Consider the following 25,095-nt stretch of genomic DNA (forward strand, 5'->3'; position numbering starts at 1 on the left):
TCACTTCACAATATCCTTCAGATGCCGCATATTTTCTTCGTCCTTATCTGAATTCCACCCAAACGACTGCTCTGAATGCTCCTGCTTTAATGCTTCGTTATATGCTCCTTCACTCTCCTTATGCTGCCCCGCAAGCGTGTTCCGTTGTGTCTTCAGTTCCTGCTGAGATGATGCCATTTCCTGCTCATTTTTCAGCACCTGCGCTTCCACAGTCTGACGGGTATCACGCACCTGTTTCTGGATCTGCTCTGCACCCTGAACCGATGCGCCGGAAGCCCGTTGCTGCATATCAGCAAAATTCTCTGCATACGCTCGCTTCAGGTCACTCTGCATATCCACGGTCGGCCCGACGCTGCCCATACCTTCTGAAGCCCGCAACCGGTTTTCCCTGAATTCCTGCTCCAGCTGGGGTTTCAGTTTCTCATCCACAAATGCCTGCGCCAGTTGTTCCCGCTCTGCCCGCAGTGACGGATTTCCGGCATCGGTCAGCACGGTCGTGGCACGTCCCGGTGCAGACTGATGCACATAGTTAACAAACTCCTGGCTGTAGTTGCTGTTAATACTTGCACTGTTGTTTTCCGCATAACTGGCCATCTGAGCATATTCATGGCTGCGGTTAAGTGCATCATTATACTGCTTAATCTGGCTCTGCAAATCGCTCAGGTTGCTGGCCAGTTGCTCAGACAGGGACGAAGAGGCATTGTCGGTATGGCTGCTGTTATCCGTCGTGCGATGGTTATTAATGACATCCATGGCATCACGCACATCTTTGGTTTCCTGCGCGGTCAGGCTGCGATCATGCCCAGATCTTGAACTGATATCCGAGCTAATGCCATGCGCCGAGCCATTCGTACCTGTATACCCCAAATCGGTATACAGTTTCCCCCCTCCGCTAACTCCAGTTGTAAACTCAACAAGCTTTCCGAGTATTGGTTTTTTAGTATCTACCCCAATTTCAGCATGCCCGCCAACATTAAATTTCATATCCTGCGATTTATTCAGTACCTCCGTAACCGCTTCAGACGTACTGATACCGGCACGTTTTGCCAGTGAATCAGCCACGCTGTTCAGTTTGTTGATGGCCTGCGTCAGTGTGGTGGCCCGGCTGCTGTCAGCACCGCTTACCACTGTATCGCTGTTGCCCCGCTGCTGCGCCCACTGCGTCAGCTGACTGCCGACCAGCTGGCTGCCATGACTGATGCTGTTACTGAGACTCTGCACCTGGCTTTCCGCCTCGCGCTGTTGCGCCTGATAGCTGCTGCTGAGCATGCGACCAAACTGAATATCCGTCGCCAGACTGGAAATCGCCGATTTACCATCATGCAGAATGCCACCGCCTGCTGTTTTTGTTGTTGTCGCACCGCTGGCATGCTGGGTCAGCATCTGACCGTCACGCACGGACTGGTTGGTGTCCCATTTAAAGCCGGAGACATTCTCCATCTGCATGTTGTTAAACGCCCACGTACCGTCTGCAGCCTGAGAGGCAGCAGACGAGGCTGTGCTGTTAATGGATGAGCCCAGATAGTTCCCCGCCTGTGAAACCACACGCCACAGACCAAACACCAGACCGGCAGCAATAAACGGAATCGAATTTGACAGCCAGGCAGTCATCAGCCCGATATCACTGTGAGTCTGCTGGATGGTGTTCAGATTCGACAGGGAGAAATTCATCCCCTTCGTTTCGCCTTTCAGGTAAAACGCCATCGCGTAGTTCAGAATGGCATACAGTGGTGGCCAGCTCTGCAGATAAACAAGGGAGAACACATAGCCTTTCAGTACCGGCAGTGTCAGACCATGAATGGTGGCCAGCAGAATGATTATCGGGAACATTCCGACCAGCATGGCCATCAGGACAGTATGCATCACCGGCACAAATGTGGCTGCCAGACCACCTGACGCCGCCCAGCTGAGGCGCATTTTGCTGTTCGATGACTGGTCCGCCATATTCACCAGGCTGGCGACGTTGCCGCTGGCTGCCGTATGGGTGGTGATACCCTGTTTTATGGCGTTCATCACCACATTCTGGCGCAGAATTTCACTGGCATCCCGTCCGCCCTGATAGTAGAAACCATAGCTGTCCGCCATCATCAGACCGAACAGCGTATCGGCGCTGGCACGGGGGCCAATGAAGCGGTTAACATAATAATCCCAGGTCTTTCCGCCCTTTGTCGTATCCACTTTCAGTTCACGCTTCAGCACATTGTTGGCCAGCGCCTCACAGGTCTGGAATCCTGCCTGCGCCAGGCTGTTGCCACGTGGCACAATCACGCCACGCAGCGGGCTGGGTTTGCGGAAGATGATTTCATAAGGGTCGGATGACTGCATCAGTTCAGCCATGCTGTACTTGTGTGTCAGCATAATGTCGCCGATTACACACTGCTGCACATACTCGCTCAGCAGCATGGCCAGGTCGCCGTTCTGTGCCACCACATCCGTGGTGTTGGCCATCAGGGTGGCACCAAACAACATACCGGTTTTGCTGTAGGCCACAGAGTCCGGGGTATGGAACACGGAGTCATAAATTTTCGTCAGGGAGCCACCAATACTGGTGATAAACCGGAACGGCACCGACAGCCCGGTCGGCACATTGTCCACCCGCAGCACCAGGGTGGGATTCGTCATATCGATGATATGCACGGTACGTTTCGGAATAACCAGCACACTGGTTATCAGAATGAACACCGCAATAAACTTCAGCACTTCCTTCGGGTCATGACCCCGGATATAAACAAAAAAGAGTGCCATCGCGGAGAAGAATCCCACTATATGAAACAGGGAGTCCCATGTGGATGTGCCGATAAGCGTGGCCACGCCATTAAATGCCGCCTGGAAGAACTCACCGCCACTCATGACATAAACGGTATCCACCATGCTCATCAGTTACCTCCTGTCGTCAGCTGTGCAGAGGATACAGATGTATAGTTCAGGTTCTGCTCATAACGACTCATCAGTTGCGTGGATACCTGCTGGCGCAGATAGCCCATACGCTGCTCCAGCTCCATCAGCGTGTTCGCCTTCACATCCACCTGGGCCTGCAGCCCTTCCAGCTGGCGGGAGGCTTCAGAGAAGTTCTCCCGTAACATCTTCATCTGCTCTTCCGGGAAGTTTTTACTGCCGGCCTGCACCCGGGCCTGACTCAGCAGTTCGTTCAGGTACTGCAGCAGGATGTCATAGGCAATGTAATCAGAGAGTGACGGGTAGAAGGTGGAGATGTTCAGCATCTGCGGGTCCACCAGGTAACGCAGAATGGGCACGCTGGTGCTTTCAATAAAGCCTTTTTCCTGACTGGTCAGCGGGTCATCACTGACCAGTTTGTCAGAGATATTCTTTATCATGTTCTGCACACGCTGATTCAGGCTGTTGTTCTGGCTGACCGTCACTGTGCGGTTATTTGTTTTGGTGCATTTTTTAGTATCCGTGCAACCAAAAATAGTGGCCTGTCCTCCGTACATCAGTGCACGAATGAGTCCCTGATGATTAGCCTGCGGGCCAATAAACTTAATTTCACCTTTATCATCAAAAATCAGCGTTCCGGTCACATTCATGACCAGCTCCATCAGCTCGGTGTTGCCGTTCATCATGTCGTTCTTCTGCAGGATATCCCACATCAGATTGCGGTCTTTCATCACCTGGTCTTTCATGTTCTCCGGCGCTTTATCCAGCACCTTGTCCATCTGACCACCTACAGTGCAACCCTGTCGTGACGCCGCCCAGTCTGAGAACATGTTGGTTTCACCGGCAATGTCCTGACAGATTTTCTGTGACTGTACGGAGTTCTTCGGCCACAGGCCGCCGATGATGCCCTGCGCGGCCTGACAGGAGGAGACATTCATGTTGTTGAGGTCGCTGGCCAGCTTCTGCATAAAATCCTTAACCTGTTTCATCCCCGGTACGGCAGTCTGCAGCGCCAGGTCAAAAAAGTACCCCACAGCGTTCCCCATCAACTGCTTCACAAAACGCTCAATCTGTTCGCTGTTGATAAAGGAAAAGGACCCCAGATAGGCATCAATACCACCACAACCGGCGGAAATATGCGGTGGAGTGAAGGAGGCTATCTGCAGATTATTCACCTGATTGCGTAAGAACAGATTACCGCCGGTGGCATAGCCTGCCGCCTGCCCCTGCCAGACAGCTGCGCGGGTGGCATTGCCCTCGAAGCCCAGCTTGTTGAAGAATTTGTTCAGGTCGTTATTGACGTCAGCCTGCGCAGGAATAACCAGAACTGCAGCCACAAGGCATGACAGTGTTGTCTGCCGGAGCAGAGATGAAATTTTTTGGTTCATGGTGACCAGAATTCCGTCGGAGTAATCAGAAGAAAAAAGGGAGAATCAGAACTTAGCGTGGAAATTCAGGTGATGCTTTCATACTGCTGCCTGTTCCTGTAACAGCAGCATTCGCAAATCCCAGCCCTTCATCAATACGCTGCCTGAGCGTCTGCTCGTCCACAATGCCATACAGCAATGGCAGTGTTTTCAGGGTATTCACTTCCACCAGGAACGCTGCCGGGGTCACCGGTCGCATATTGCTCCACATATCACGAATCACAGCTTCTGTTGCCGGAATGGCATCCGGGAAAGACGCATCTCCCATGCCGTCCAGGGTGTACGGGAAAACATCCAGCCCCATCTGTGCGGTCACGCGCTTCAGTAACGGGTCAAACTGCTGGCAGTAACCACAGCGTGACTGCATGAACAACACCAGTTTGTAGTTCTTCAGATTGACCACCCGGCCGTCCGGCAGACGGTAATCCCGGCGTTCAGGGACTGCGGGAGCCACAGGTGATGAAGAAGTGGCGGCAGTCTGTATCTGGCTGGCCTTACCCGGCGTTGTCTTGTGCGCTTCAAGCTGGCGCAGTTCTTCCAGCGTGGACGACGCCTGCACACAGGCGGCAACCAGCAATAAACCCGTCAGGGCCTGCTTCCACATATCACTGTTCCTCTGCCGGTGCTGTGTGCCATTTCTTCCAGGCATGAAAAGCAGCCAGTCCCAGACCGGATAATCCCAGCGTCGCCCCGATAACAAATATTGCCAGTGCATCACGAACCAGCGTCATCTGGTACAGGGCATATGCCAGTTCATCACTGACAGCCTCTGCAGGCAGGGACAGAAGACCGGCCAGATAAAACCAGATAACGGAAGCAACCATCAGCGCCATTCCCGGGTACATCAGCAGATTTTCAGTAAAACGTTCGCGTGTCATACATCTCTCCGTTTCGTTCACGACCGTGGCGCAAAATCTGTCGCCACACTTAAAAATCGTTTCATCAGGTCATCCTGCGTCATAAAGCCATAAGCCAGCGGCTGGTAACGCTCTGCCCCCGGTTCAACCAGGAAAAGTGCCGGGAGATGCGTCACGCCCAGCCGCTGAGCCTGACCACTGTCAGGACGCGTCTGCGGCAGTGCCTCGCTCCGGGCACCGTCCATACTGACCGGAATCAGCGCAACGTTGTATTCGTCAGAGAAACGCTGCACCACCTTTGCAAGCTCACCATCCAGTGCATCATTCCCCCGGTAAAAGAAGAACAGCCCGTACTGACTGGCCAGCTGACGAATGGCTGCCACCTGACGGTTCTGGTCAGCCTGCAGTTGCAGCGGAACCGTGCTGTTGTAGTGGCTGTACTGCAGGTTGTAATCCAGCTCCGGATGCATCAGCAGGGATTTGGTGGCCACGGCACTGAAGCGACTGGCCTGACTGGTCCAGAAGTTCTGCATCTTCATGTAGGCCGTAAAATTCTCCACCGTCGGGTAGAGAATGGCGGTATTCAGCCGCTCCTCCGTCATTCGCTGAAGGACTTTCATCTGCGTTGTCGGGGGGAGAGAGGTCAGGGGAACTGTGGCCGGTGGCGGCGTTTCCTCCTCATCCTGTTTCTGAGGTTCGTTGTACCAGTGCCAGCCCACTATCGGTTCGTCCACATAGGTACGGACCGGTTCACGTTGCGCTCGCCCATGACCGGATATCAGCAGCCCCAGCGAGGTAATAAGCAGTAAAACAACCGGTCTCATCTTACTGTCCCTTTCCTGCGGACTGCTGCAGCGCCGAAGCAACCTGCTCTTTCACACGTTCAGCCAGTTCACTGTCTGACGGAATGGTGGTGCCGGCATTCAGGTCACTGTAGAAGTTGCTGAAATCCATCCGGTCAAACCGCAGCGACTGCAGCTCTTCCACCGTGATGCCCCGGCAGTCAGGATGCTTTCCGCTGCCAAAACCGATACCCAGCTGCCCTTTGCGCCCCTGAGCCTGAACAATCTGTGCCAGCTTCGAATCAAACTGACAGTAGGCTTTCTTCTTCTGCAGGCACACACCCAGCGCCTTCTTCGAGCAGTATGTGCCGACATAAACGGTGAGCAGTTTTTCTTTGGCTTTCCCCAGCGCCTTTTCTTCACTGTCACAGTGTGCCAGACCAATGCCCTGTCCCCAGCCGGAGTCCTTACAGCAGTTGTTAAATCCGGCGATGGCCATCCGGCACTCCACTGGTTTGCCGGTGAACGCCCGGACATTCACATCATTCATGGCAGCCACATCCTGTGCCGCAGCCGTGACCGCTGCCAGCGCCGATACCGCCTTACCAAAACCGTCAGATGTTCCGTTCTCAATAGCGTCACATTCACCATTTGCACAAACCAGCTGACCACTGCATAACTGCGCTTCCCCGGTCACCTTTTTCTCGCAGGAGAAGGTCACTTCTTCCTGAAGACAGGCGCTGCCACTCTTTTCCTGGCAGTTCACGCGCGATGCCGTACAGGCCGGATTCTTCATATACACATCACAACTGCCGTTATCCGCTTCCTGTTTCAGATACGTGTCTTTCCAGGCCCAGCAGTCGCTGTAAACGGTATAGGTTTTCCCGTCGATATTAATCGTCCTGTTCCCTCCGGCTTCCGTGCACTGACTTCCCTGCAGGACTTCTTCAGCCTTATTAAACGGGCAGGTTTCCACCCACTCCACAGAAGGCTTATGTTCGGTAACCTCAACATCCAGAGTCAGTGTTATTGTCACCTGCACAGAGGCCATGTTTTTTAAAAATTCAAAGGTCTTTGATGTCTTCATCACCGGGAATGACTGCCCGGCTGAAACCTGCATATCCGTATCAAACGTCTGATGAATCCGGCCCCATCCATCCCGCACAGGATATGTGCAGTGTGAATTCTGCCCTCCCGTACAAATAGTATCCCTGCGGGGATACACCACAACGTCGACAGGAAAGTCCCGCCCCATAAGACTGATGGTCTCTCTGACAGAAGCCTTACACTTCTCTGAAATGCTTTCCCGGTTACAGTTGCTGTTCCAGGGAATAATCAGACGCTCACCATCAACGGCAACGTGCAGCAGTCGTCCCTTTTCCGGGATACTCAGTGCACCGTTCCATTTCCAGTTTGTAGTGCTGTAATCAAGCGTGACAACCTTCTGGTAAGTTCTGCGTACTGTTTTCCGGACAACATTGTCCTTTATGCTGGCCTTACGGGTGCAGGTCAGCTCGGCCGCCGGTGTCCGCTCACAGACATGCGACGTGATTTCCGTTTTACTGACATTCACGGTTTCACAGTTATCATACGTGCCGTTCGTGACGATATCGGCTTTATCCTGGACATCAAAACCGCCACTGATAAATGGCGCATCCATAGAAATGGGGTCTTTGGGGCGATTCATGATGACTTCTGACGTCAGTTTCCCCACTTCCGAATTATTCAGGGCGCTGGCACCTGCGCTCTCAAGGCTGGCAGAACTGGATGATGTCACGCCACCGTAATGCGCCGATTCCGGCGGATTTTCGGTATAGCCGGGAATCACCTCTCCCGGCTTAAAGTTATTCAGGACACCTGAGCCATTTCCCTTCAGGCTGTCCGCAAACTGTTTCCCTGAACCGTATTTATCACTGGCCTGCAATCCCGTTCCGAAGGTGGTCAGTGCTGCCAGCATCATCACGATAACGCGTTTCATCGTTCACTCTCCCTGAGAATCGCCTCAGCCACCGGGGCACACTCTCCTTCCTTCGCCACCCGCTCCAGCGCCGCTTTCAGGCGGATATTGCCGCGAATCAGGTCATACCGTTCACCACAGGTCACTACCAGTGCCGGCACGGATGTGATGCCGTATTTTGCAAACTGCATCGGGTCTATCTGAACACCGCCGGTATTTTTCTCCCGGGTAATACGGAATACGGCCTCTGCTGTTTTCCGGAAGTCATTGTCGATGAGTCCGTTAACCAGTGCGGGGATACCCAGCGTCCTGGCCTCCGGCAGCATGCGAATCAGACCATCTTCCGGTATGGAAAACGATAAAAAATACAGCGCACGCGGTGTTTTTTTACTGCGGGCGGATGCCTGCTGTGATTTTCGGGTCAGACGCTGTATCCACGCATCGTTATGTTTTCCGGGCGCCGGCTGCTGCAGAAATTCCGGTACAGTGGCCTGCCGGCGCAACATATCGCTCTGGTCACGCAGGGATTCAATAAAAGCTGCACTGTCCTGCGAAGCACAGACAATGTCGGGTGACAGCATGCAGGTCATCGCTATGCTGCAGACAGAGACAATCTTCCACACAGTAATACTCCTGATTAAAATTTACGGAAAAACAGTCAATGCAGAGGGGATGTGGTATTCAGAAAGAATTTTCATTATTGGCAGCATCGGCTTTATCTGCGCGCAGATATACCGGAACAACAGATAATCATGACAGACCAGCACTCAGGTGCCGTACTTGATATTATCACTTATCTGGTTTCTTATTATTCCCGTCTTCATTTATGCTTACACACCTCTTCGACATGAATTCATCAGAACTTAAATATTTAAAAAACACAGACACAAAAATGCACACAAATGCAACCTTCAGATATAAGCAAACAAAATATACCCCCCCTGATATATTTGTTATTTTACTATTCTTAAACAATATCACTGAGAACACTATCAGGAACAAAAATATAATAATATTACGAATATCGTTACCACTCCCAAAGGAAACAACATTACTGTTTCGCTTATGAACAGCGCCAGTGAAGCATATACCAGTGCCAGTATTGCCCATAATGCAGAACCTCGTTGCATCAGTGAACGGTCAGTCTCCCTAGCATACTCTGCCGCATCTCCCCGGCGAAAACCACACGTTACAGACGGAGGCATTGCCAAATCAGAACCAAGATTATCCGTACAGTATCGGACCGGATATAGTCCGGCTGGTGTTCTGTCTCTTACATATTCGATCTCCTGAGCCAGTAATTTTCCCGGCGTGGTATTGTCCTTCCATAAAACCAGCAGAGCCATCAAAGCCATCGTGCCCAGCGGCAGAATAATAGTGTACATCAGACACCAGGACAGCCCACGCAGAACACAGGCAACAACATACCTGGCAGCAGAGCATGTCCTGCGAAAAAACGGAATATTTTCCATTGACACTTCCTTTCTGATTACGGTAATTAAATTCAGCCTTTTTTATATGAATGTCGATAATTTCTGTCTTCCTGATAGCATATCTCGGGGAAACTGATAACAAACTCAACGGTTTCACCTTTATCATGACTAAAAAGAGGCTTTAGTATTTCTTCGTTTTCAAATTCAGTTCTGAATGCTGCCACATTCCGTACAAAGCAGGACATATATTCATATTTTTCATTCCTGAACATCCCCTGTAAATCTTCACCATATTGAAAAGCATACTGACAGATTCGCTCGTACAGGGATGATTCAGTTACCGTGACATAAACTGCGCCTTCTGTAATGAAATTACTGACACGGATATCCGCACTAATATGAACTTCACCTCTGATTCTGTTACTGAATCGCTCTTTATCATATTCTGCGATCATAAAATCATCCTCAGATATCAATTTTTCAGTATCGTTTTTACTGTCATATTTTTCACTCACAGGAACACACAATTGCGCTTGCGCCAGATAAGGTAGCCGTAGTTCTTTTTGGTATTGGGGGACGCATGACCGGCCTCCCAGGCCATCACCGTTCGCCCGAACGGGTGACAGGCTTTCGTATCCGGATGCATGTTCACCATCTGATAGCGAAAACGGTCTTTCGGCATAATCGGCGAGTAATATTCCTTGCAGACCTTCTGGTCCTCACCGATGCTGTTCAGGATCATCCCCTGACGGTGCAGTTTGAACGCCATACGCTCCGATAACAGCACCGACGACTGTTGTGGGCTGAATTCATCAGAAATATTTCCGGTAAACGGGTACAGACTGCCGTGTGAACCGGCACACCAGAACAACGCATTGATGGGTTTCCCCTTCACCGTTTTAATCGCATCTGCGGCACAGGCCCCCTGTGCAATCGGGTTAGCAACCACCAGAGCTTCCGGTGAGAGAATTAACGACAGCGCATCATCATCCCAGGTCGGATCAAGTTCAGACAGATACCCAATATCCAGATCACCACGCTGCAGACAGGCAATCGACATGATGATATTCAGCCAGTATGTCAGCGGGTATTTGTACCAGTGCACATGATAAAAACCACCTGCCACGGGTCGGTCTTCCTGCCCTGCATTACCAGCACCGACTTTTCCGACCGGAATATTGAAGCCGCCCAGATTAACCATGCAGTACGGCGAACGGGTCACGTCCGTCAGCGCAAAAGGCTCCCAGTACCCAATCGCCATGCCGATGCGGTAACCCACCGGCACCAGAGGACAAATCTGCAGGGGCATGGACGGGTTATCTGTATCCGGTGCATCACCGTCAAAGACCGAAACATCTCCGATGCTCATCGGGAAAATGCACTCCCAGCAGATATCGCTGATCGGGTTAACAAAATTCCCGTCACACATTTTATCCTTGTCTTCTGTCAGCACATTTCCGGAATACAGCCCCAGCGCAATCAGAACGGCTGTCAGCGTCTTTCTTATCACGATTTTCCCTCCGGCATAGCTGCCGATGTGACAACCAGTGAACTCCCGTCCTGACGCACCACTGCCGGTATCCAGGTCAGCCCGAAGCGACGGCTCAGGGTGCCATCCTGATCAAAATAAATTCGCGTGTTCAGCGCCTTTGTGGCATCACGGATATTTCCCCCGACCAGTATCACCTTACGGTTCAGTTCTGCCGGCTGCTGCTTAAACCATGCCACCTGTCGTTCATCATCCGCATCCAGAAAATACAACGGACCGGCTAATGACACGGTATCCAGCGGGTTAATACGCTGTCCTTTACGGGCAAAAATGCGCCCGTTCTGATCTGCCATATCGGCTGTCACGCTCACTGTCGGATCAACACGGTGTGTGTGCGACCGGGTGTCTGTCTGCAGCCCCTCCACCGGCTTCGGACGCAGCGTGTTCTGCACCACCCGTTCCTTAAACTGCGTCTGCATCTCTGCCAGTTGCCCGCTGGCCTCCATGCTCTCCAGCCGTTGATGGATCAGGGAAAGCATGCTCTGCTCCTGCACCGGCCAGAGATCACCCTGCACACCCAGATCCTTCGCCGCCAGCGGCAGGCTGATCAGCAGCCCGCACCACATCCACTTCACTGCCACCTCCTGTAATGGCGGGCCTGAATCTCCTGTACCTCCTGGCACCCCACGCATTTCCGCACACCCGGTATCAGCCGGCGACGTTCTGCCGGGACCGGCGCACCACACTCATCGCAGAACAGGGCACTGATGCCCGTTAACTGCTGACGGATACGTTGTATGCGATCGGCTTCCAGCATCGCCTGATGAGACTGAAAACGTTCGATTTCATCTGCCATACTCACTTCCCTTCCGCCATACGTGCAGCCACTGACTGCTGAATCTCTGCCGTAATATCTTCTGCTCCACCCACAACGGCCGGCGCCACAATAATGACGGCCCGGTGATCGCGCTGATATGCCGTCAGACTGTCAGAGAGTGCGCGGTTAAAACGTGCAGTCAGCGCCTTTATCCGGGCTTCATCCAGTGCCTGCGCCGCAGCCTGTGACATAAAACTGTTCACGGTTCCGGCCATATCAAAACTGACCGTTTTTGGCTGGCGCCACTCTGTCAGTAACAGGGAGACCGCCGCATTCAGCACCATCATGCCTGCCACCACACCGGCGACAGACTTCAGATAACGACGGCGACGGGAGCATTTAGTGGGGGATTTTTCCGGTGTACCGGCAGAGGGGATCAGTGATTGTGTTTTATCCATTCCGTCAGTGTCTCCATTTCCTGCGGGAACTTACGCCAGGCCAGTTCTCCGATGATGTCGTGGATATCTTTACCGGCACGGAGTCCGGCTTCACGGTAGTCAAAATCCTCACCGTCGGATGAGAACATGACGCGACTGATAGGGTCGAGCAGCAGGCGGTGGAATGATGTCTGCCCCCCGTAACGCAGCATAAAGGCACTGAAATGCGCCTCACGGGCTGCCGGAAAGCCCTCGATGACCTCCCGTTCAAACCGGTTAAACTGTTCCGGGTTATCCAGGCAGTATTTACGGAACGCATCGCGGTTCTGACGCAGGATGATTTTGAAGGAGGAGTTCGCCCAGGCCGCTTTCGCCGCGCCACTGGCTTTCTGCCCGTCGAAGTCTTCAATCCCCTGGGTGATGGTGATATAGGCCCCGTTGTATTTACGCGCCGTGCGGTAGCCGTTCTCAATAAAGTCTTCCGCCCGCTTGTTGTCCTTCGACAGCAGCTTCCAGGCCTCATCAATCAGACAGACCTTGTGTTGCTGACGGTCAGAGAGATACATCCGCTGCTCGACGTAAATCATCATCGAGAACATCACGGCAGCCAGCAGGTCAGGCTTGTCCTTCAGCTCCCCCATCTCCAGTACGGAGAAACGCACATTGTCATCCAGTGACGGCTTTTCACTGTTGAAGTACTCGCCATAAAGCCCCCAGGAGCAGTACTTTTCCAGACCGACGATAATCTCATCCATACGCGAACGCACGGTGGTGGTATCGCGGTATTCCGGCTGCTCCAGCGCTTTCCGCATGTAGTGCACGATATCGTCAATCTGGGCTGTGTTCTCCTTCTGGTCCCAGACTTCCTTAACCGCTTTCAGTAACAGCGACATAAAGGTGTCGTCGCAGTTACCGGACGGGTTGGCCAGCACGACCAGCAGGTTGCGGACACTCTCGGCGGATGCTCTAATGTCCTTAATGTTGGCAAAGGGGTTGAAGCGCAGGTCGAGCGCGTTCAGGTATACCCCGCCCACATTACGGCAGAGTCCCTTGTAGGAGTCCCCCATATCAAACACCCAGGCCCGGCCACCGCTGTCCAGCACCTGCCGAATGATGCCCTGCATCAGGAATGACTTACCGCCCCCGGAGGTACCGGTGACGGAGAGGTTGTTGTTATCCGTATCCAGCCCCGCATTGCGGTCGAACAGGTTCAAAAAAGAAAGTTGGTTGCGGTAAGACGGTATGGGCAGCCCCTGCAGGCAGACCTGGTTATCCGCCACCACCGGCAGAATATTGGCCACATTGCTGGCCCGTGCCCGCTGAATAGCATTCGAACGACAGATATCGCTCCACAGCCCTTCCGGCATCATGAACGGAAAGACGGAGAGGTAATTACGCAGCTGCATAAACTCCGGCATATACATCGACAGCCCGTTACGGCGGAAGGTGTTCAGCACCGCCATCTCCGTTTCCAGCGCCACTTCATCCCTGTCCTCACAGAACAGCGTGACGTTAAAGTAAAAACGCGCCAGTGAATCCTGGTTGGTGCTGAGGGATTCACGCAGCCCGCCCCACTCTGCAGCCTGCTTTTTCACCGACGGCACAAACTTTGCAAAGGGGGAACTGGCCTTTTTGTCCAGCTGGATAAATTTGCGGTTGGCCTCCCGCTGGGTACCGGCCTGCTCCTCCACTTCCAGCGCCAGCGTCATTACAAACGGGCAGGAAATGGTGCACAGCGGGTCCGTGACGTTGCTGATATTGTCCCCCATCTGCCACAGGGCATACGGTTTCTCCGGATTTTTTTCCAGCATGAAATTAAGAATGCGTGTGCGCTCACGTTCACCACCACGTTGTGACTGCAGGCTCTGTTCAATGCGATCCGGATGCAGCATCAGCCGCAGGGAACGGTCAATACATTCTGTATTCAGCGGCTCAAACTCCGCCACATCCCCGCCCGGGGGTTCAGTATTGCCATGCCGGAAATTGGCCAGTTCACGCACCAGAGAAACCAGCCCGTGTTTATCCACCCGCGTCGACCACAGGCCGGCAGAAGCCAGACCAGCCACAACACGGTTGGCCACCTGGTTCAGCTCAGTTTTCTTCTGTTCCGTCAGGCTGCTGACCTCTTCCGCATACGAGACAAACAGACGGTAATGGCGCAGCGTCAGCGGATAGCCTTTTTTATTGGCAAATTTTGTCAGGGCGGCCCGTTCATAATAGGCACGGGTGATGGCATTGAATTCATCCCCCCGCTTTCCCTGCCAGCGAAAATCAGCCAGCCCACGCTCCAGCATCGGACGCACACAGGGAGAACCAACCAGCATGAATGTCAGCGGAACTTTGCGGGGGATTTTATCCCGTAAAAAATAATCCAGTGATTTACTGATGGCCTCATTGGCACCGGATAACGGCGCACACTCGAGGATAAACCCTGCCGTTCTGGCATTAATGAACAGCTCACTGTCCGGATCATACCGGCGGTACGGCAGAAGACTGGCGAAAGACGGATAATCCATTTCATCCAGGATTTGCTGCGCCTGCTGACTGCCATCCGGCGTTTTCCAGCCACCCAGCAACTGCGACAGTAATACCTGCCAGCCTTTTACCTCCTGCTGTTCAGGTTGTCTTTCCCTGCTCACTCTTTACCCCCCTGCTGATGTAACCAGCGCGACGGCGTGACCTCAAAGGCCACCAGTGACGGCTGATGCCATACATCCTGTTCATCAGTCCAGGCGGCAATCCACATCCGGGCCGTTGTCGCCTGTAACCGGACGGGTTCCTGCGCCGCGCGCCGGGATTTCTGGCGTGTGCTGTCACCGTCAGTAACAATGCGGCTCCCCGTCGCGGTGTTTCCTGATGTCCGGGATGATACCGGTGAAGCCACTGAATCCGGTGCTCCTGCAGGTGTCTTTACGGCAAACGGGACGGTTCTGGTTAAGGGTTGTGAACCTGAAACGGCAAGGCGGGGAAGTGAGGACTGTTTTGTTACTTCAGAACGTTCAGTGGCTGAGCGGGCTTTATTGTTTGCCTCATCCATTGTCATACAGCTGTTACTGGCTGTGGCACTGCAGTCAAATTCACTCTTCATTCCCGCACAACCACTCAGCAATAAAGCCAGTGCCACGGGCGTCAGATACAGAATCTTCATGTCTTTCTCCGTTATTTGGGCGTCTGTATGGCAGGCACCGTATCCCCGAGGTTAAGTTCCTGCAGCATCTGCTGTGATACCTGAATACCATTATCCACCACCGCTTTCGCCTGACGCGCCGGCGTGGATGCCTTGTCCTCGTCCGTGTACTTCAGCTGAAAACCTTCCTGAAATACCACCGTCACTTCCGTTCCTGCCCCTACAGGGATGACCGGGTGATACTGCTCTGCCCGCTTGATGTAATAATCACTCAGCGTTTTACCGACCTGCGATGCCCCGCCACCCAGCGCGCTGTTCATCACTGAACTGCCGGAAACCGAGGCCACAGCCCCCGCACCCGGTGTTTCCTGACCAATTTTGGCCACACCGCTGCCAATACCATCCACGGCACCGGCTGCAAATGCCCAGCCAATAATTTTGCCGTTACGCATGACCGGCTCACCTTTGATGCCGTTCTTCCCTTTAAAAGAAACATGGCCTTTAAAAGGCATATCAATCACATGCCCGTTTTTATGGCAGGAAAGACGATCGGTACGGATCAGCGCCCGCTCACTGGAGATATCACCATAGGCCCCGGCGGTGACCATACAGCCTGTCAGATCATACATTTTATCGTTGGGCATCCTGACCAGGCCGGTCAGGCGGAACTGCATCGGGGACGGATCGCTGTTACCGGTGACGGAGGCATTGGCATCGGCCCCTTCAATAACAACCGCCGGCGCAAAGCTGGCTGACGGGATATAAGGCAGAGGTGGTTTATTGCTGACAGCAGATTTTTCACCATAATCCACGGTCATTGAGGACAGGCCTTTCTCAGGCTTTGGTGTCACCTGATACTGCGTGACTGGTGCCAGATTTACGTTCTCATTACCACTGCCCGGCGGGTAAAATGTGGTTGGAGGTGGAACAGCCGCGCCCGGGCCAAAAGAAGGTGCAGGTTGCCCGGCGGGTAATTCCGGTGCGCTGTTTTCTTTCATTGCCTCCTGTTCGGCCCGCAGGATAGCCAGCTCATTCTCCTGCTCTTCAATTTTGGCCCGGTAGTCCTGCTCCCGCTGCTCCATTTTCGCCAGACGGGATTCAAAGGCTTTCAGCTTCTTTTCCGCCTCACTGGCGGTATGCTGAATATCTGCAACCGCCGCATCTGACACCTTTTTATCGAAGGTCTGTGAGACCACACCCGTCATATTGGGCGGCGGAGCTTTTTGTTGCTGTGTCTGCGCTGCTTTTCCTGCATGCTGCGCGGAAGACAGATACCAGGCGGCCCCACCCACTGCACTGATCCCCAGACCAATAAGCGCCATTCTGAGGTTTTGTTTACGACGAACCAACTGATTGATATTAGCCATCCCGCGCCTCCGTCTGTCCGACCATCACCCAGACATCGGTGGTCGCTCCGGGTAACAGGGTTTCTGCACGGGGATAAATCACCACACTGCGCACACCCGGCGCACTGAACTGAGATTCAGATAACACTGCCGCATGTTGTTGCCTGTTGCTTATCCGGTAGCGATATACCCGCAGAAGATCACCACTCCACATGCCGTCTGCCCGGGCAACCAGTCCGGCAGGCAGTGAGAACACCGGCGCGGCCACGACCGGAGAAAAGACATATCCCGGGGGAATATCGCCTTTCATCAGCGTCCTTTGCACATCAACCAGCAACGCCACATAATCATGGCTGCGCTCCCAGGCGGCGGCAGCCTGGTGGCGAACCGGCCGCTCACTTATCAGATGTACCACCCGCCCGTCCCGGGCCTGAGGCTGCCCGATAACGGAGACCACCAGGCCACCTTCGGTACGGATATAAAACGTGAAGGGCGCGGTTTTCTCCGTCATCAGGATCACCCCACCATTTGCAATACCTGTCTGTCCGTACTCTCCGGTATTCGTGAAGGTTCCCTGCGCACTGTCCACGCCCACAATACGATCGCCGGGAACAACCAGCAGGTTAGGCTGTGTGTTGCTCAGCGCAATACGGGCCTGTGCATCAGGCGAAACCGGAACCTGTACGGGTTTCTGTGCCATCGGTGCGGCCTGTACGTTACCGGCCAGACCGCACAGCAATGCGGCCATCCCCGGAAGAGTCCGCCATTTATTTCGTTGGTTTTTCTTTCTCATTCACCAGTTCCTTAAATGACCGGATAGTTGTCATCCCGTCCCTGTAACCCAGTTCCAGCCGGTATGCCTTTTCTTCCGGCAATGCCTCGCGCCGTCCAATCCACGTCTTCAGCGTCCCCCTGAAATCCACCACCCCGGCATTCGGATACACATCAATCCCGGTCATATAAAACGCAGAGCTGGCATTGTTGGTAATAATCTGACTGGCCTCACCATCCAGAATCTCTTTCATCTGAGGGCGGGTTGTTGTATCGAAATAACGCAGCAGGGCCTTATGCTGGGCTTTTACCGATTCCGGCGTGACATTAAGTCGCAGAAACATCAACGACTCCGCCACCTGCTGCAGATAGCTGGCATCAGCCACATTACGGGACAGCGAAAACGGTTGATTAAAGAACATGGGGATGTAGGTTTCTTTCTGTCCCCGCTCCAGATCTTCAATTCGTAACCAGGCAAGGACATTCGCGGCCAGACTCAGACCAAGAAAAAACAACAGGATGACAAATGTCAGGGATGTGAACTTCAGGGCTGAGCGATGTGCGCTCAGATCCATAAATCTCTCCTTATTTTAACCACAGTCGCCGGCATGACTCCGGCAGCACCTTAAACTGACTGTTCAGTCCTGGCAGATGCCAGTAACACATATTAAAAAGCCAGGATGTCCCCTTTCCCTTTTTGAAGTGGGTTAACGCAAACCAGAACAGAAGCCCGACAATCAAACCGGCCAGACTCTGGTTGAAGTAAATCCCGATACACGGAGGAGTCAGTCCAACGGTAGCCTCATCGAGAGGGATCCCGATGAGGCGTTTCTGTTCGGTCAGCGTCTGAGGGAAGATGTAACGTTCTTCCACGTCATCACGCATACCTTCATCTCTCTGTGTGATGTCCGAAATCAGCCACCAACGATGGAGAAAATGACTTTGGTCACCACGATGAATACCGGGCTCAACACAAAGGTTGCCGGGTTGTGGTTACGCAGATAGAGCATAAAGACCAGGAACACTTCGGCGATCATGAAGTAATAAATCATCGTGGAGTCCTGACCAAAGGTCGCTTCCACGTCTGCTTTACCGGCTGAGGCCAGATCCGTTGCCTGTGCCATTCCCTGTGCCGCCAGCCAGAGAGCCAGCGGCGCAGCCACATATTTCACCAGGGCTTTGGCAGTTGATTTATTAACAACAGCCAAACAACGTGACAACAAACCCGGCTTACGTTTTTTCGCAGACGTTGCCATGACATTATTTAAAACAGCCATTTCAGCCATATAAATTCCTCTTTAAAGGACAATAAAAAGTTATATGGGCGGAATTGCCCTCTGAATACCCGGGAGTGGATATTCAGAATGAAACTCCGGACTGCTTCAGACACGCTACCGCCCTCGGGTGCAAATCCGATCGTGACCGGAAAATACGGTCTGCGGGGCGCAAAAGTTCCTGCCCGTAAATAACAGGGCATAACAAATGCAAAAGAAGCTCTTTCTCCGCAAAAGACAAAAGAGTATTGCTGATATTTAAACTCCCGCTACGGAGGCTCTTTACTGAGCAAAGATTTAAACGGCTAAATCAATTCTCCTTCAATATCTCCCAATAAATCTCCTCAATATCCGGGACATGTTTAAGGCTATGAGCTAAACGCAACATAGCTTCATGACGGACTTTACGCCCTGAACGCTTAGCGGCCTCATGAAGACGTTGTGCTGTAACATCGCTCATTACAACCGATACTGATTTATGTCGTGATCTACAGCTTTTCATAAACCCACCCCCAAAAACTTAATGGATATATTGTTTCAGAAAAAAACAAATAGCGAAACGGGTACACCTGTACCCGTCATTTTTACAAAAATGTTTTCTAGCATGTTGCTTTAGTTATTTTTAATAGTTTTGTAACACTTTTTGGTTGGATCGTTTTGGGTATATATCTTTCCCATCCATACAGCCCTGAAATATAGAGAAAGTTTTTTAAAGTATGTACATTCAATGTTCTAAATGAACGATTAAGCAGCTCTGCTGTATTTTTCAAATTTCTCCCTGTAATTTTCGATATATCACGATAAGAATATCCCATCAAACATAGCCAAAGCGCACACCATTGTGAGTCATTGAGAAAATCAAGAGGATTAAGTTCAGAAAATTCTCTGACTGGCTTTTCGAGAACACTATCTGTTGAAGATTCTTTTGATAACATCTTATTATAAGACATAAAACTAAAACGCCTTAGAGAGCACACATCAATAACTCGCGTTATTGTGTGAGGAAAATACTTTCAGAGGAGAGATGAGGCAAAAAGCATCCCGGGGCTGATTCGGAATTTCGGGGCATTGCCTGTAAAGCACAAAAATGGCATGCTCACGCCATAGTATTGACACTATAAATAGTAAATGCATGCATAAGATTATCGCCATTATCCTCATAATGTTTGCAGGAAATACATATTCCTCTGACTGTTTTGAACTTGCTGGCAGAGATTACAAAATAGCTCCCGATTTACTGAGAGCGATTTCATGGCATGAATCCCGTAACAGGGTTAATGCTATCGGCATTAACCCTGTTACGGGATATGGCTCCGGCCTGATGCAAATCGACTCCCAGCATTTTAAGGAGTTGTCACGTTACGGAATAAAACCAGAACACCTGGTTACAGACCCGTGCATGAATATTTATACCGGTGCGTATTACCTGGCAATAGCGTTCAAAAAGTGGGGCGTAACGTGGCGGGCTGTCGGTGCTTACAATGCCGGTTTTCGCAACACAGAGGAACAGGAACGACGCAGAAAAATTTATGCTACAAAAATACAGAACATTTATCGCAATATAAAGAACAAACGAGGGTACTGAAAGATGTTATGCCGCGACAGCGGCATGGAAGGCCACACACAAAAATATCATATGAGTGATAATGTTGACTGGCCGAAGCCCCGCAAAGCGGGAACCCATCTTATATATATCCGGTAACTGCGCAGCCTCCTGCCAGACCATTTTTCGCGGGCACAATATTTACAGACGACCGGAAAGCCAGTTGATGAAATTGAGACATATCAGACGACACAACAATGCCGCAGAATGATAATATAAGTAAAGCCCCGAAAAAATTTTTCGGGGCTTTACTTATATTATCATGACTTCCACTCCCTGAACTGTTCGGCAATCATCCATAATGCTTTGTTGATTCGGATATCACCATCAATGCCTGTAATGGCTCTTGTCCTTGTATTTTTACCGGAGGCACTTTTTCCCGGTAATCCACCTTTTATCATATTCTCCTGAACCCGCTGCCAGGTCGTCCAGAGATCGTTCTGTTTATCCTCCCGACGACGGGGAGTAATTATTTGTTCAGGCGTCACTGGCGTTTTATTTTCATCCTCATACCTGACCATCAGTGCAGCCCTGCCAAATAAATGTTGCTCGTCACTGTTAAGATGAATTTCTTTCATCGCCTCCATATTATCAGTGACCTTATCAAAGACATCGAGCACTTCATATGCTCCCTCGATAACCTGCCCGACAATATCGCCTTTATGCGGAATGCGGATTTCACCAAAATTATTCCCGCACACCAGGCCATTTGTGCAGACAAAACGAAAAATTCCGGGGATCATCTGATAACTGGATGAACCATCATGTGAATTAAGCAGGATAATTTCAGGAACTTCCTGCCCGTTAATATGCCCTTCCCTGCGAAGACGTAACATATGTTTACTGTATTCGCGACGCCCCAAATCACGAACCCGACTCTGACAGGCAAAGAACGGCTGGAAACCTTCATCACGTAACTTATTGATGATATTGATGGTTGGGATATATGTATAACGCTCACTCCGGGATTCATGTTTGTCACCAGAAAAAACAGACGGCACAAACTGCATTAATTCGTCATCCGTTAACGGGCGCTCACGGCGAATGGAATTATATCGGCCAAAACGGGAAGCCAGTCGCATAATATTCACTCCTCGCTGAAAGAAAAAATAAGTCAAAAATTTTTTCGCTTAATTTCCTGCCCCTGATTATTATTAACAAATCGACAACAATCAGGGGAAAAATCATCACACCGGACTGGTCATGGGCTGACCGGCCTGTTGGCTGAAAAGCATCATCAGTGCACTCAAATCACTGGCTTTTTGTCTGATAACTGGCGTGTGATTTTCCAGGCTATCCAACAGCGCCCCCAGTTCATCATTGATTTGCCCTAACTGTTTCATCAGCGTTTCCGCATCCAGGCTGCTCTGGTATGCAAGATTTGCCTGAACAGCACGATTCTGCATGATGTCGATTTGTGCGATTGCGTCCTTCTGCTGATCGCCGGTTGGCTGATAAGTGGTGTTAAAAGAAAATGCGCTCATAATTCCTCCTGCATCTGATGTTTTCAGCCCCCATCACCCGTTGAGTTTCGGGAGCCGCGGTTTTGACGTTTTGCGGGGACCTGCCGTTTGTTCCCTCCGGTATTAACCATCACCCGTTTGAGAACCTTCGCCGCAAGGGGCATCACTGCCACGGCCGGAAACGACTGTCCGGGGGCAGACCGCAAAAGTTTTTGCCTGCTTCCGGGCAAAAAGTTTTGCGGGATGTGCATTTCACCCCTGGACTGGCGGAGACGGTTGTGGCTGTCTTTGCCCCCGGCGACAGGGGCTTAAACGGGTGTATGGCACCGGACACAACAACGGGCAGGGACCCGCCGCAACGACGGAGAGCGCGTGCGCGAAACGGCGTTGCCCCTCACATCCCGGCGGCCTTTTGCCGGGATGCCGGGATGCCGGGAGCGCAGGCCACGGCGCGACAGAGGCGGCGCGACCGTTCCGGTCGCTGCAAGCCCGGGGTTTCGCGTCAGGGATGGAAGCCCGCCAGGGCGGAGACAGCTCCGCTGGCTCCGTTCACGACAGCCCGCCCCGCCAGGGGGACGCCCGGAAAAGGCATAAGCAGGAGAACAACAAAACAGACAGTAATCAGGGCAGCAGTAATCAGAACAGGAGGGAAAAGAGAATAATCACAGGGAAGCTGATGTGATTTCTGACTGGCCATAACCAGAGAAGGCGGGGGAGAAGAACGGGCGCCGCAGGCGCGCGTTCATCCCCGTTCCCGAAGGGAAACGGCCTTCCCGGCAGTCTGGTTGTTCATGCCCGCACAATGCCAGTAAGGAAAAAGGGACTGCCGGAAAATGGACGAACCAGCAGCCCCTTTATAAAGGCGCTTCAGTGCAGTCAGACCAGCATCAGCCCTGAAAAGGCGGGCCTGCGCCCGCCTCCGGGTTGCTACTTACCGCCGGATTCGTAAGCCAGACTTGCCGTAACCTCCCTGTATCCGTCCTTCAGCCGGACTTCGCACAGACGATTCCGGGTCAGGAGTGTGAATATCAACAACGTGCAGCACACGATTAATACGCACCAGATAAGGGCATTTCCCGGTAGTTTCATGGTTTACTCCTCCTTGCAATTTGCACGGTAAGAGGCCATACTGACGTGGATGAGACATACAGCGGGCCTCGTGGGTTAATGAAAATTAACTACGGGGCTTTCTGCTTTCTGCCACACAACACGGTAACAAACCACCTTCACGTCATGAGGCAGAAAGCCTCAAGCGCCGGGCACATCATAGCCCATATCCCTGCACGCTGACCACACTCACTTTCCCTGAAAATAATCTGGTCGTTCAGCCAGTTCACGGGCAATCCGTGTGATTGTTGCCGCATCACGCCGCCTCCCGGAGTTTGTTCGGCACCATCCACCGTTCCATCTCACGGACAGCATGACCGGCCTCCCTTGCTGCCATACCAGCCTCTGCGATGACCTGCCAGAATGGCATATCCTGCCACTGCCAGCGTTCCATTCCGGCCAGTGACGGAAAACGCTCGCCCCACTGCCAGAACAGGGTTTCCAGGTCATGCTCTGCCACCCGGTCACTCCAGCGGGCATGCCAGCTTCCGACTGTTTCCGGTGAATGGAATGCCAGTTCGATTTCAGCCTGAGCAACCAGCGCCTGGTACGCACGGGCTTTCTGCTCTGCCTCCCGTGCCTGCTGACGGCTGTACTTCTGCATGACCAGCGCGGATTTATGGCGACTGCGTTCCCTGACACGGAACCGCACCGACGGGAACAACCGCTCTGCCGCATCACCGGGAAGGGGAAGGAGGCAGACCTCGCCCTGTGTTTCAATCAGCACATCGACGGCATACAGCCACTGAAGACGGTTACCGCGCAGTTCTTCTGCGGTCAGGGATGGCATGAAAAATCGCAGGTCAGACAGCGAAATCCTGCGGCTTCCGTTCAGACAGCGGAAAAATGCCCCCGCATACGGATATTCCGCCAGCATGTTTCCCTGATGGCGGCGTTTTTCTGTCTCCGCCACCGCCCGCCATGCGGCCTGTTGCTCTGTGCTGAGAGGAACCAGTGCCTGTGAACGTGCGCTCATACCTGACCTCCTTCCGCCATCAGGATATGGATGATGTCGTTAACGCTGTACCCCTGCGCATCCAGTGACGCCGCCAGTGCCAGTGAATGGCTGACAGCTTCCGGTGCAAACCGCCGCTGCACCTGAACCACCGCAAACGGCTCACCACCGGCATTCACCAGAACCAGCACCCAGACCTGAGAGACATCACCCGGCGAACATAACGCCAGGTGGAAACGTTCGTGGGCAGGTGTGAAACGGACCTGGACGGGGAAAAAGCCCCCGAACTCGCTGCCGTACTCGCCGTTCAGCGTCCAGTTGTCCGGCGCATCCAGCTCCCGCATCACGGCGTGTGTCAGCTCACGACGTTCATCACTTCCGGCAGCCCGGATATCTTCGTATTCCTGTGCGCTCATGGTCTGTAATACATTCAGGGTCAGTTCAGGTTTCATCACGGTATCTCCCTTGCTGCCGCCCGTCTCCGGCGGGGCGGCGTGATAAATGGTTTATAACTGGCGGTCAGGCGGCATCGGCCTGGTTGCCACGGTATTCCGTGGTTTCCGTCTCTGCCTGTGGACGTGGCGCACACATCCAGCCAGGCACCCAGCGGTTGTCTTTCATATGGAACTCTGCATGTTCAGCCGCATCGCCTTTCTTCATCTTCTCCGCATCCCGTGCGGCACCGGACAGTCCGGCCTCATTCAGGGCAGCGATAATCTGCTGTTTTTTTAACGCTCCAAAATAATTCCCTCTGGTTGGCTGCCACCAGTCGCGCATGTGGAACCCGATAGCCGTTTCCAGCGAGTCAAGCGGACTGCGTGACGTGCGACCATACTCGCGGGTCTGAACGCCGTGGATGCTGCACGTGGTGCAGAAACTGAGCAGGGACAACAGCACCTCCTGACTGAGTGACAGGAACGTCGTCATGTCCCGTGCCCATCCATCCGGCAGCAGGGCTGCAAGACGGGCTTTTTCTGCCATCATCGCCATGAATGCGGCACCTTCCTTCCCCGAGGGCGCATCGCTGGTCAGCGCATAATGCTCACATTCCAGGCGGATTTTTGCGGGATTGCTGTAAGCTCCGCTGCCAAACACATTCAGGCAGAGCGTCCATGCCAGCAGTGCCAGGGATTTGTCCGGCTGCTGCATCAGTGCCGCCTGGACTGCCAGCGTGCGTTCGGAAGACATTTTCGTCAGCAGTGGCAGACTGATTTCCTCCACTGACGCTTTTTCCTGCACCTGTTCCGTGCGGTCAGCGTCGTCAGCCACGTCATCTTCACTGCGCAACTGCACACCACGCTGGACACACACATTGCCGTAACGCCAGGACACCACCACACCGCTTCCGGCACGCA

The 25,095-nt window shown here is 52.7% G+C and carries 28 protein-coding genes and 4 pseudogenes; 2 read left to right on the forward strand and 30 right to left on the reverse strand.

Annotation, left to right across the window (positions count from 1 at the left end):
• From traG to C0K55_RS22705, 22 genes are all read right to left on the reverse strand, one after another.
• Nucleotides 1–2,877 carry a conjugal transfer mating-pair stabilization protein TraG gene (gene traG, locus C0K55_RS22600; RefSeq protein WP_105266847.1) on the reverse strand — a complete coding sequence of 959 codons (2,877 nt, stop codon included), beginning with the start codon at nucleotides 2,875–2,877 and terminating at the stop codon, nucleotides 1–3.
• A complete protein-coding gene (traH, locus tag C0K55_RS22605; RefSeq protein ID WP_105266846.1) occupies nucleotides 2,877–4,283 on the reverse strand; it encodes a conjugal transfer pilus assembly protein TraH in 1,407 nt (468 codons plus the stop codon). Before traH ends, traG begins: the two co-directional genes overlap by 1 nt.
• A 52-nt stretch (nucleotides 4,284–4,335) precedes the next feature.
• A complete protein-coding gene (gene trbB / locus C0K55_RS22610; protein ID WP_097736374.1) occupies nucleotides 4,336–4,926 on the reverse strand; it encodes a type-F conjugative transfer system pilin assembly thiol-disulfide isomerase TrbB in 591 nt (196 codons plus the stop codon).
• A gap of 1 nt (nucleotide 4,927) precedes the next feature.
• Nucleotides 4,928–5,200: a hypothetical protein gene (locus C0K55_RS22615; protein WP_097736373.1), complete on the reverse strand. Its 273-nt coding sequence runs from the start codon at nucleotides 5,198–5,200 to the stop codon at nucleotides 4,928–4,930.
• Between the two features lie 17 nt (nucleotides 5,201–5,217).
• Nucleotides 5,218–6,003: a type-F conjugative transfer system pilin assembly protein TraF gene (gene traF / locus C0K55_RS22620; protein ID WP_097316171.1), complete on the reverse strand. Its 786-nt coding sequence runs from the start codon at nucleotides 6,001–6,003 to the stop codon at nucleotides 5,218–5,220.
• A gap of 1 nt (nucleotide 6,004) precedes the next feature.
• Nucleotides 6,005–7,939: a type-F conjugative transfer system mating-pair stabilization protein TraN gene (gene traN, locus C0K55_RS22625; protein WP_105266845.1), complete on the reverse strand. Its 1,935-nt coding sequence runs from the start codon at nucleotides 7,937–7,939 to the stop codon at nucleotides 6,005–6,007.
• The gene (trbC, locus tag C0K55_RS22630; protein WP_236942445.1) at nucleotides 7,936–8,541 is read right to left on the reverse strand and encodes a type-F conjugative transfer system pilin assembly protein TrbC; all 606 of its coding nucleotides are present in this window, start codon (nucleotides 8,539–8,541) and stop codon (nucleotides 7,936–7,938) included. Before trbC ends, traN begins: the two co-directional genes overlap by 4 nt.
• A gap of 369 nt (nucleotides 8,542–8,910) precedes the next feature.
• On the reverse strand, nucleotides 8,911–9,390 hold the full coding sequence (locus tag C0K55_RS22635; RefSeq protein ID WP_106426290.1) for a conjugal transfer protein TraP: 480 nt from the start codon (nucleotides 9,388–9,390) through the stop codon (nucleotides 8,911–8,913).
• Nucleotides 9,391–9,422: 32 nt separating this feature from the next.
• Nucleotides 9,423–9,866 carry a hypothetical protein gene (locus C0K55_RS22640; RefSeq protein WP_001291976.1) on the reverse strand — a complete coding sequence of 148 codons (444 nt, stop codon included), beginning with the start codon at nucleotides 9,864–9,866 and terminating at the stop codon, nucleotides 9,423–9,425.
• Complete coding sequence (traU, locus tag C0K55_RS22645; RefSeq protein ID WP_242456721.1) at nucleotides 9,863–10,834, reverse strand: conjugal transfer pilus assembly protein TraU; 972 nt, start codon at nucleotides 10,832–10,834, stop codon at nucleotides 9,863–9,865. Before traU ends, C0K55_RS22640 begins: the two co-directional genes overlap by 4 nt.
• 23 nt (nucleotides 10,835–10,857) lie before the next feature.
• The gene (traW, locus tag C0K55_RS22650; protein WP_000871842.1) at nucleotides 10,858–11,475 is read right to left on the reverse strand and encodes a type-F conjugative transfer system protein TraW; all 618 of its coding nucleotides are present in this window, start codon (nucleotides 11,473–11,475) and stop codon (nucleotides 10,858–10,860) included.
• Nucleotides 11,472–11,696, reverse strand: a complete 225-nt coding sequence (locus C0K55_RS22655) for a TraR/DksA C4-type zinc finger protein (RefSeq protein ID WP_000752803.1) — start codon at nucleotides 11,694–11,696, stop codon at nucleotides 11,472–11,474. The genes traW and C0K55_RS22655 overlap by 4 nt, the downstream gene beginning before the upstream one ends.
• 2 nt (nucleotides 11,697–11,698) lie before the next feature.
• Nucleotides 11,699–12,115 carry a type-F conjugative transfer system protein TrbI gene (trbI, locus tag C0K55_RS22660; RefSeq protein WP_097736370.1) on the reverse strand — a complete coding sequence of 139 codons (417 nt, stop codon included), beginning with the start codon at nucleotides 12,113–12,115 and terminating at the stop codon, nucleotides 11,699–11,701.
• Nucleotides 12,094–14,733: a type IV secretion system protein TraC gene (traC, locus tag C0K55_RS22665; protein ID WP_105266842.1), complete on the reverse strand. Its 2,640-nt coding sequence runs from the start codon at nucleotides 14,731–14,733 to the stop codon at nucleotides 12,094–12,096. Before traC ends, trbI begins: the two co-directional genes overlap by 22 nt.
• On the reverse strand, nucleotides 14,730–15,242 hold the full coding sequence (gene traV / locus C0K55_RS22670) for a type IV conjugative transfer system lipoprotein TraV (RefSeq protein ID WP_105266841.1): 513 nt from the start codon (nucleotides 15,240–15,242) through the stop codon (nucleotides 14,730–14,732). The genes traC and traV overlap by 4 nt, the downstream gene beginning before the upstream one ends.
• Before the next feature lie 11 nt (nucleotides 15,243–15,253).
• Nucleotides 15,254–16,588: an F-type conjugal transfer pilus assembly protein TraB gene (gene traB, locus C0K55_RS22675; protein ID WP_105266840.1), complete on the reverse strand. Its 1,335-nt coding sequence runs from the start codon at nucleotides 16,586–16,588 to the stop codon at nucleotides 15,254–15,256.
• A complete protein-coding gene (traK, locus tag C0K55_RS22680; protein WP_024257355.1) occupies nucleotides 16,581–17,360 on the reverse strand; it encodes a type-F conjugative transfer system secretin TraK in 780 nt (259 codons plus the stop codon). The genes traB and traK overlap by 8 nt, the downstream gene beginning before the upstream one ends.
• Entirely contained in the window at nucleotides 17,335–17,913 is a 579-nt protein-coding gene (gene traE, locus C0K55_RS22685) for a type IV conjugative transfer system protein TraE (RefSeq protein ID WP_000365870.1), read from the reverse strand. Before traE ends, traK begins: the two co-directional genes overlap by 26 nt.
• A gap of 10 nt (nucleotides 17,914–17,923) precedes the next feature.
• On the reverse strand, nucleotides 17,924–18,223 hold the full coding sequence (traL, locus tag C0K55_RS22690) for a type IV conjugative transfer system protein TraL (RefSeq protein WP_001204091.1): 300 nt from the start codon (nucleotides 18,221–18,223) through the stop codon (nucleotides 17,924–17,926).
• Between the two features lie 29 nt (nucleotides 18,224–18,252).
• Complete coding sequence (locus C0K55_RS22695) at nucleotides 18,253–18,624, reverse strand: type IV conjugative transfer system pilin TraA (protein ID WP_105266839.1); 372 nt, start codon at nucleotides 18,622–18,624, stop codon at nucleotides 18,253–18,255.
• Nucleotides 18,625–18,922: 298 nt separating this feature from the next.
• Complete coding sequence (locus C0K55_RS22700) at nucleotides 18,923–19,114, reverse strand: TraY domain-containing protein (protein ID WP_307723284.1); 192 nt, start codon at nucleotides 19,112–19,114, stop codon at nucleotides 18,923–18,925.
• A 97-nt stretch (nucleotides 19,115–19,211) separates the two neighbouring features.
• Nucleotides 19,212–19,562 carry a hypothetical protein gene (locus C0K55_RS22705; protein WP_236942617.1) on the reverse strand — a complete coding sequence of 117 codons (351 nt, stop codon included), beginning with the start codon at nucleotides 19,560–19,562 and terminating at the stop codon, nucleotides 19,212–19,214.
• A gap of 182 nt (nucleotides 19,563–19,744) precedes the next feature.
• On the opposite strand from C0K55_RS22705, the gene C0K55_RS22710 reads away from it, so the two are divergent.
• Nucleotides 19,745–20,197 carry a transglycosylase SLT domain-containing protein gene (locus C0K55_RS22710; RefSeq protein ID WP_105267019.1) on the forward strand — a complete coding sequence of 151 codons (453 nt, stop codon included), beginning with the start codon at nucleotides 19,745–19,747 and terminating at the stop codon, nucleotides 20,195–20,197.
• 278 nt (nucleotides 20,198–20,475) lie between these two features.
• Here the strand turns inward: C0K55_RS22710 and C0K55_RS22715 are convergent, their stop codons facing one another.
• From C0K55_RS22715 to C0K55_RS26390, 3 genes are all read right to left on the reverse strand, one after another.
• Nucleotides 20,476–21,297, reverse strand: coding sequence for a DUF932 domain-containing protein (locus C0K55_RS22715; RefSeq protein ID WP_063097562.1), 822 nt, complete (start codon nucleotides 21,295–21,297; stop codon nucleotides 20,476–20,478).
• A 105-nt stretch (nucleotides 21,298–21,402) separates the two neighbouring features.
• Nucleotides 21,403–21,699 (reverse strand): hypothetical protein, encoded by a 297-nt coding sequence (locus C0K55_RS22720; protein ID WP_105267067.1) that lies wholly within the window; start codon nucleotides 21,697–21,699, stop codon nucleotides 21,403–21,405.
• A gap of 23 nt (nucleotides 21,700–21,722) precedes the next feature.
• Nucleotides 21,723–21,929, reverse strand: a complete 207-nt coding sequence (locus C0K55_RS26390; protein WP_105264094.1) for a single-stranded DNA-binding protein — start codon at nucleotides 21,927–21,929, stop codon at nucleotides 21,723–21,725.
• Nucleotides 21,930–21,998: 69 nt separating this feature from the next.
• Between C0K55_RS26390 and C0K55_RS26395 the strand changes: the two are divergent.
• Nucleotides 21,999–22,309 (forward strand): annotated as a pseudogene (locus C0K55_RS26395) (hypothetical protein); the annotation flags it as partial.
• Between the two features lie 296 nt (nucleotides 22,310–22,605).
• Here the strand turns inward: C0K55_RS26395 and C0K55_RS22730 are convergent.
• The 5 genes and pseudogenes from C0K55_RS22730 to C0K55_RS22745 all read right to left on the reverse strand — a co-directional run.
• Nucleotides 22,606–22,728 (reverse strand): Hok/Gef family protein, encoded by a 123-nt coding sequence (locus C0K55_RS22730; RefSeq protein ID WP_223163518.1) that lies wholly within the window; start codon nucleotides 22,726–22,728, stop codon nucleotides 22,606–22,608.
• A pseudogene (locus C0K55_RS26770) lies at nucleotides 22,673–22,825 on the reverse strand (DUF5431 family protein); the annotation flags it as partial. The gene C0K55_RS22730 and the pseudogene C0K55_RS26770, both read right to left, overlap by 56 nt.
• Before the next feature lie 149 nt (nucleotides 22,826–22,974).
• A pseudogene (locus tag C0K55_RS22735) lies at nucleotides 22,975–23,761 on the reverse strand (plasmid SOS inhibition protein A).
• Complete coding sequence (psiB, locus tag C0K55_RS22740; protein WP_105267043.1) at nucleotides 23,758–24,192, reverse strand: conjugation system SOS inhibitor PsiB; 435 nt, start codon at nucleotides 24,190–24,192, stop codon at nucleotides 23,758–23,760. The pseudogene C0K55_RS22735 and the gene psiB overlap by 4 nt, the downstream one beginning before the upstream one ends.
• A gap of 67 nt (nucleotides 24,193–24,259) precedes the next feature.
• A pseudogene (locus tag C0K55_RS22745) lies at nucleotides 24,260–25,095 on the reverse strand (ParB/RepB/Spo0J family partition protein); the annotation flags it as partial.

It is taken from the genome of Escherichia sp. MOD1-EC6098, assembly GCF_002965865.1.
GTDB classification, from domain to species: domain Bacteria; phylum Pseudomonadota; class Gammaproteobacteria; order Enterobacterales; family Enterobacteriaceae; genus Escherichia; species Escherichia marmotae.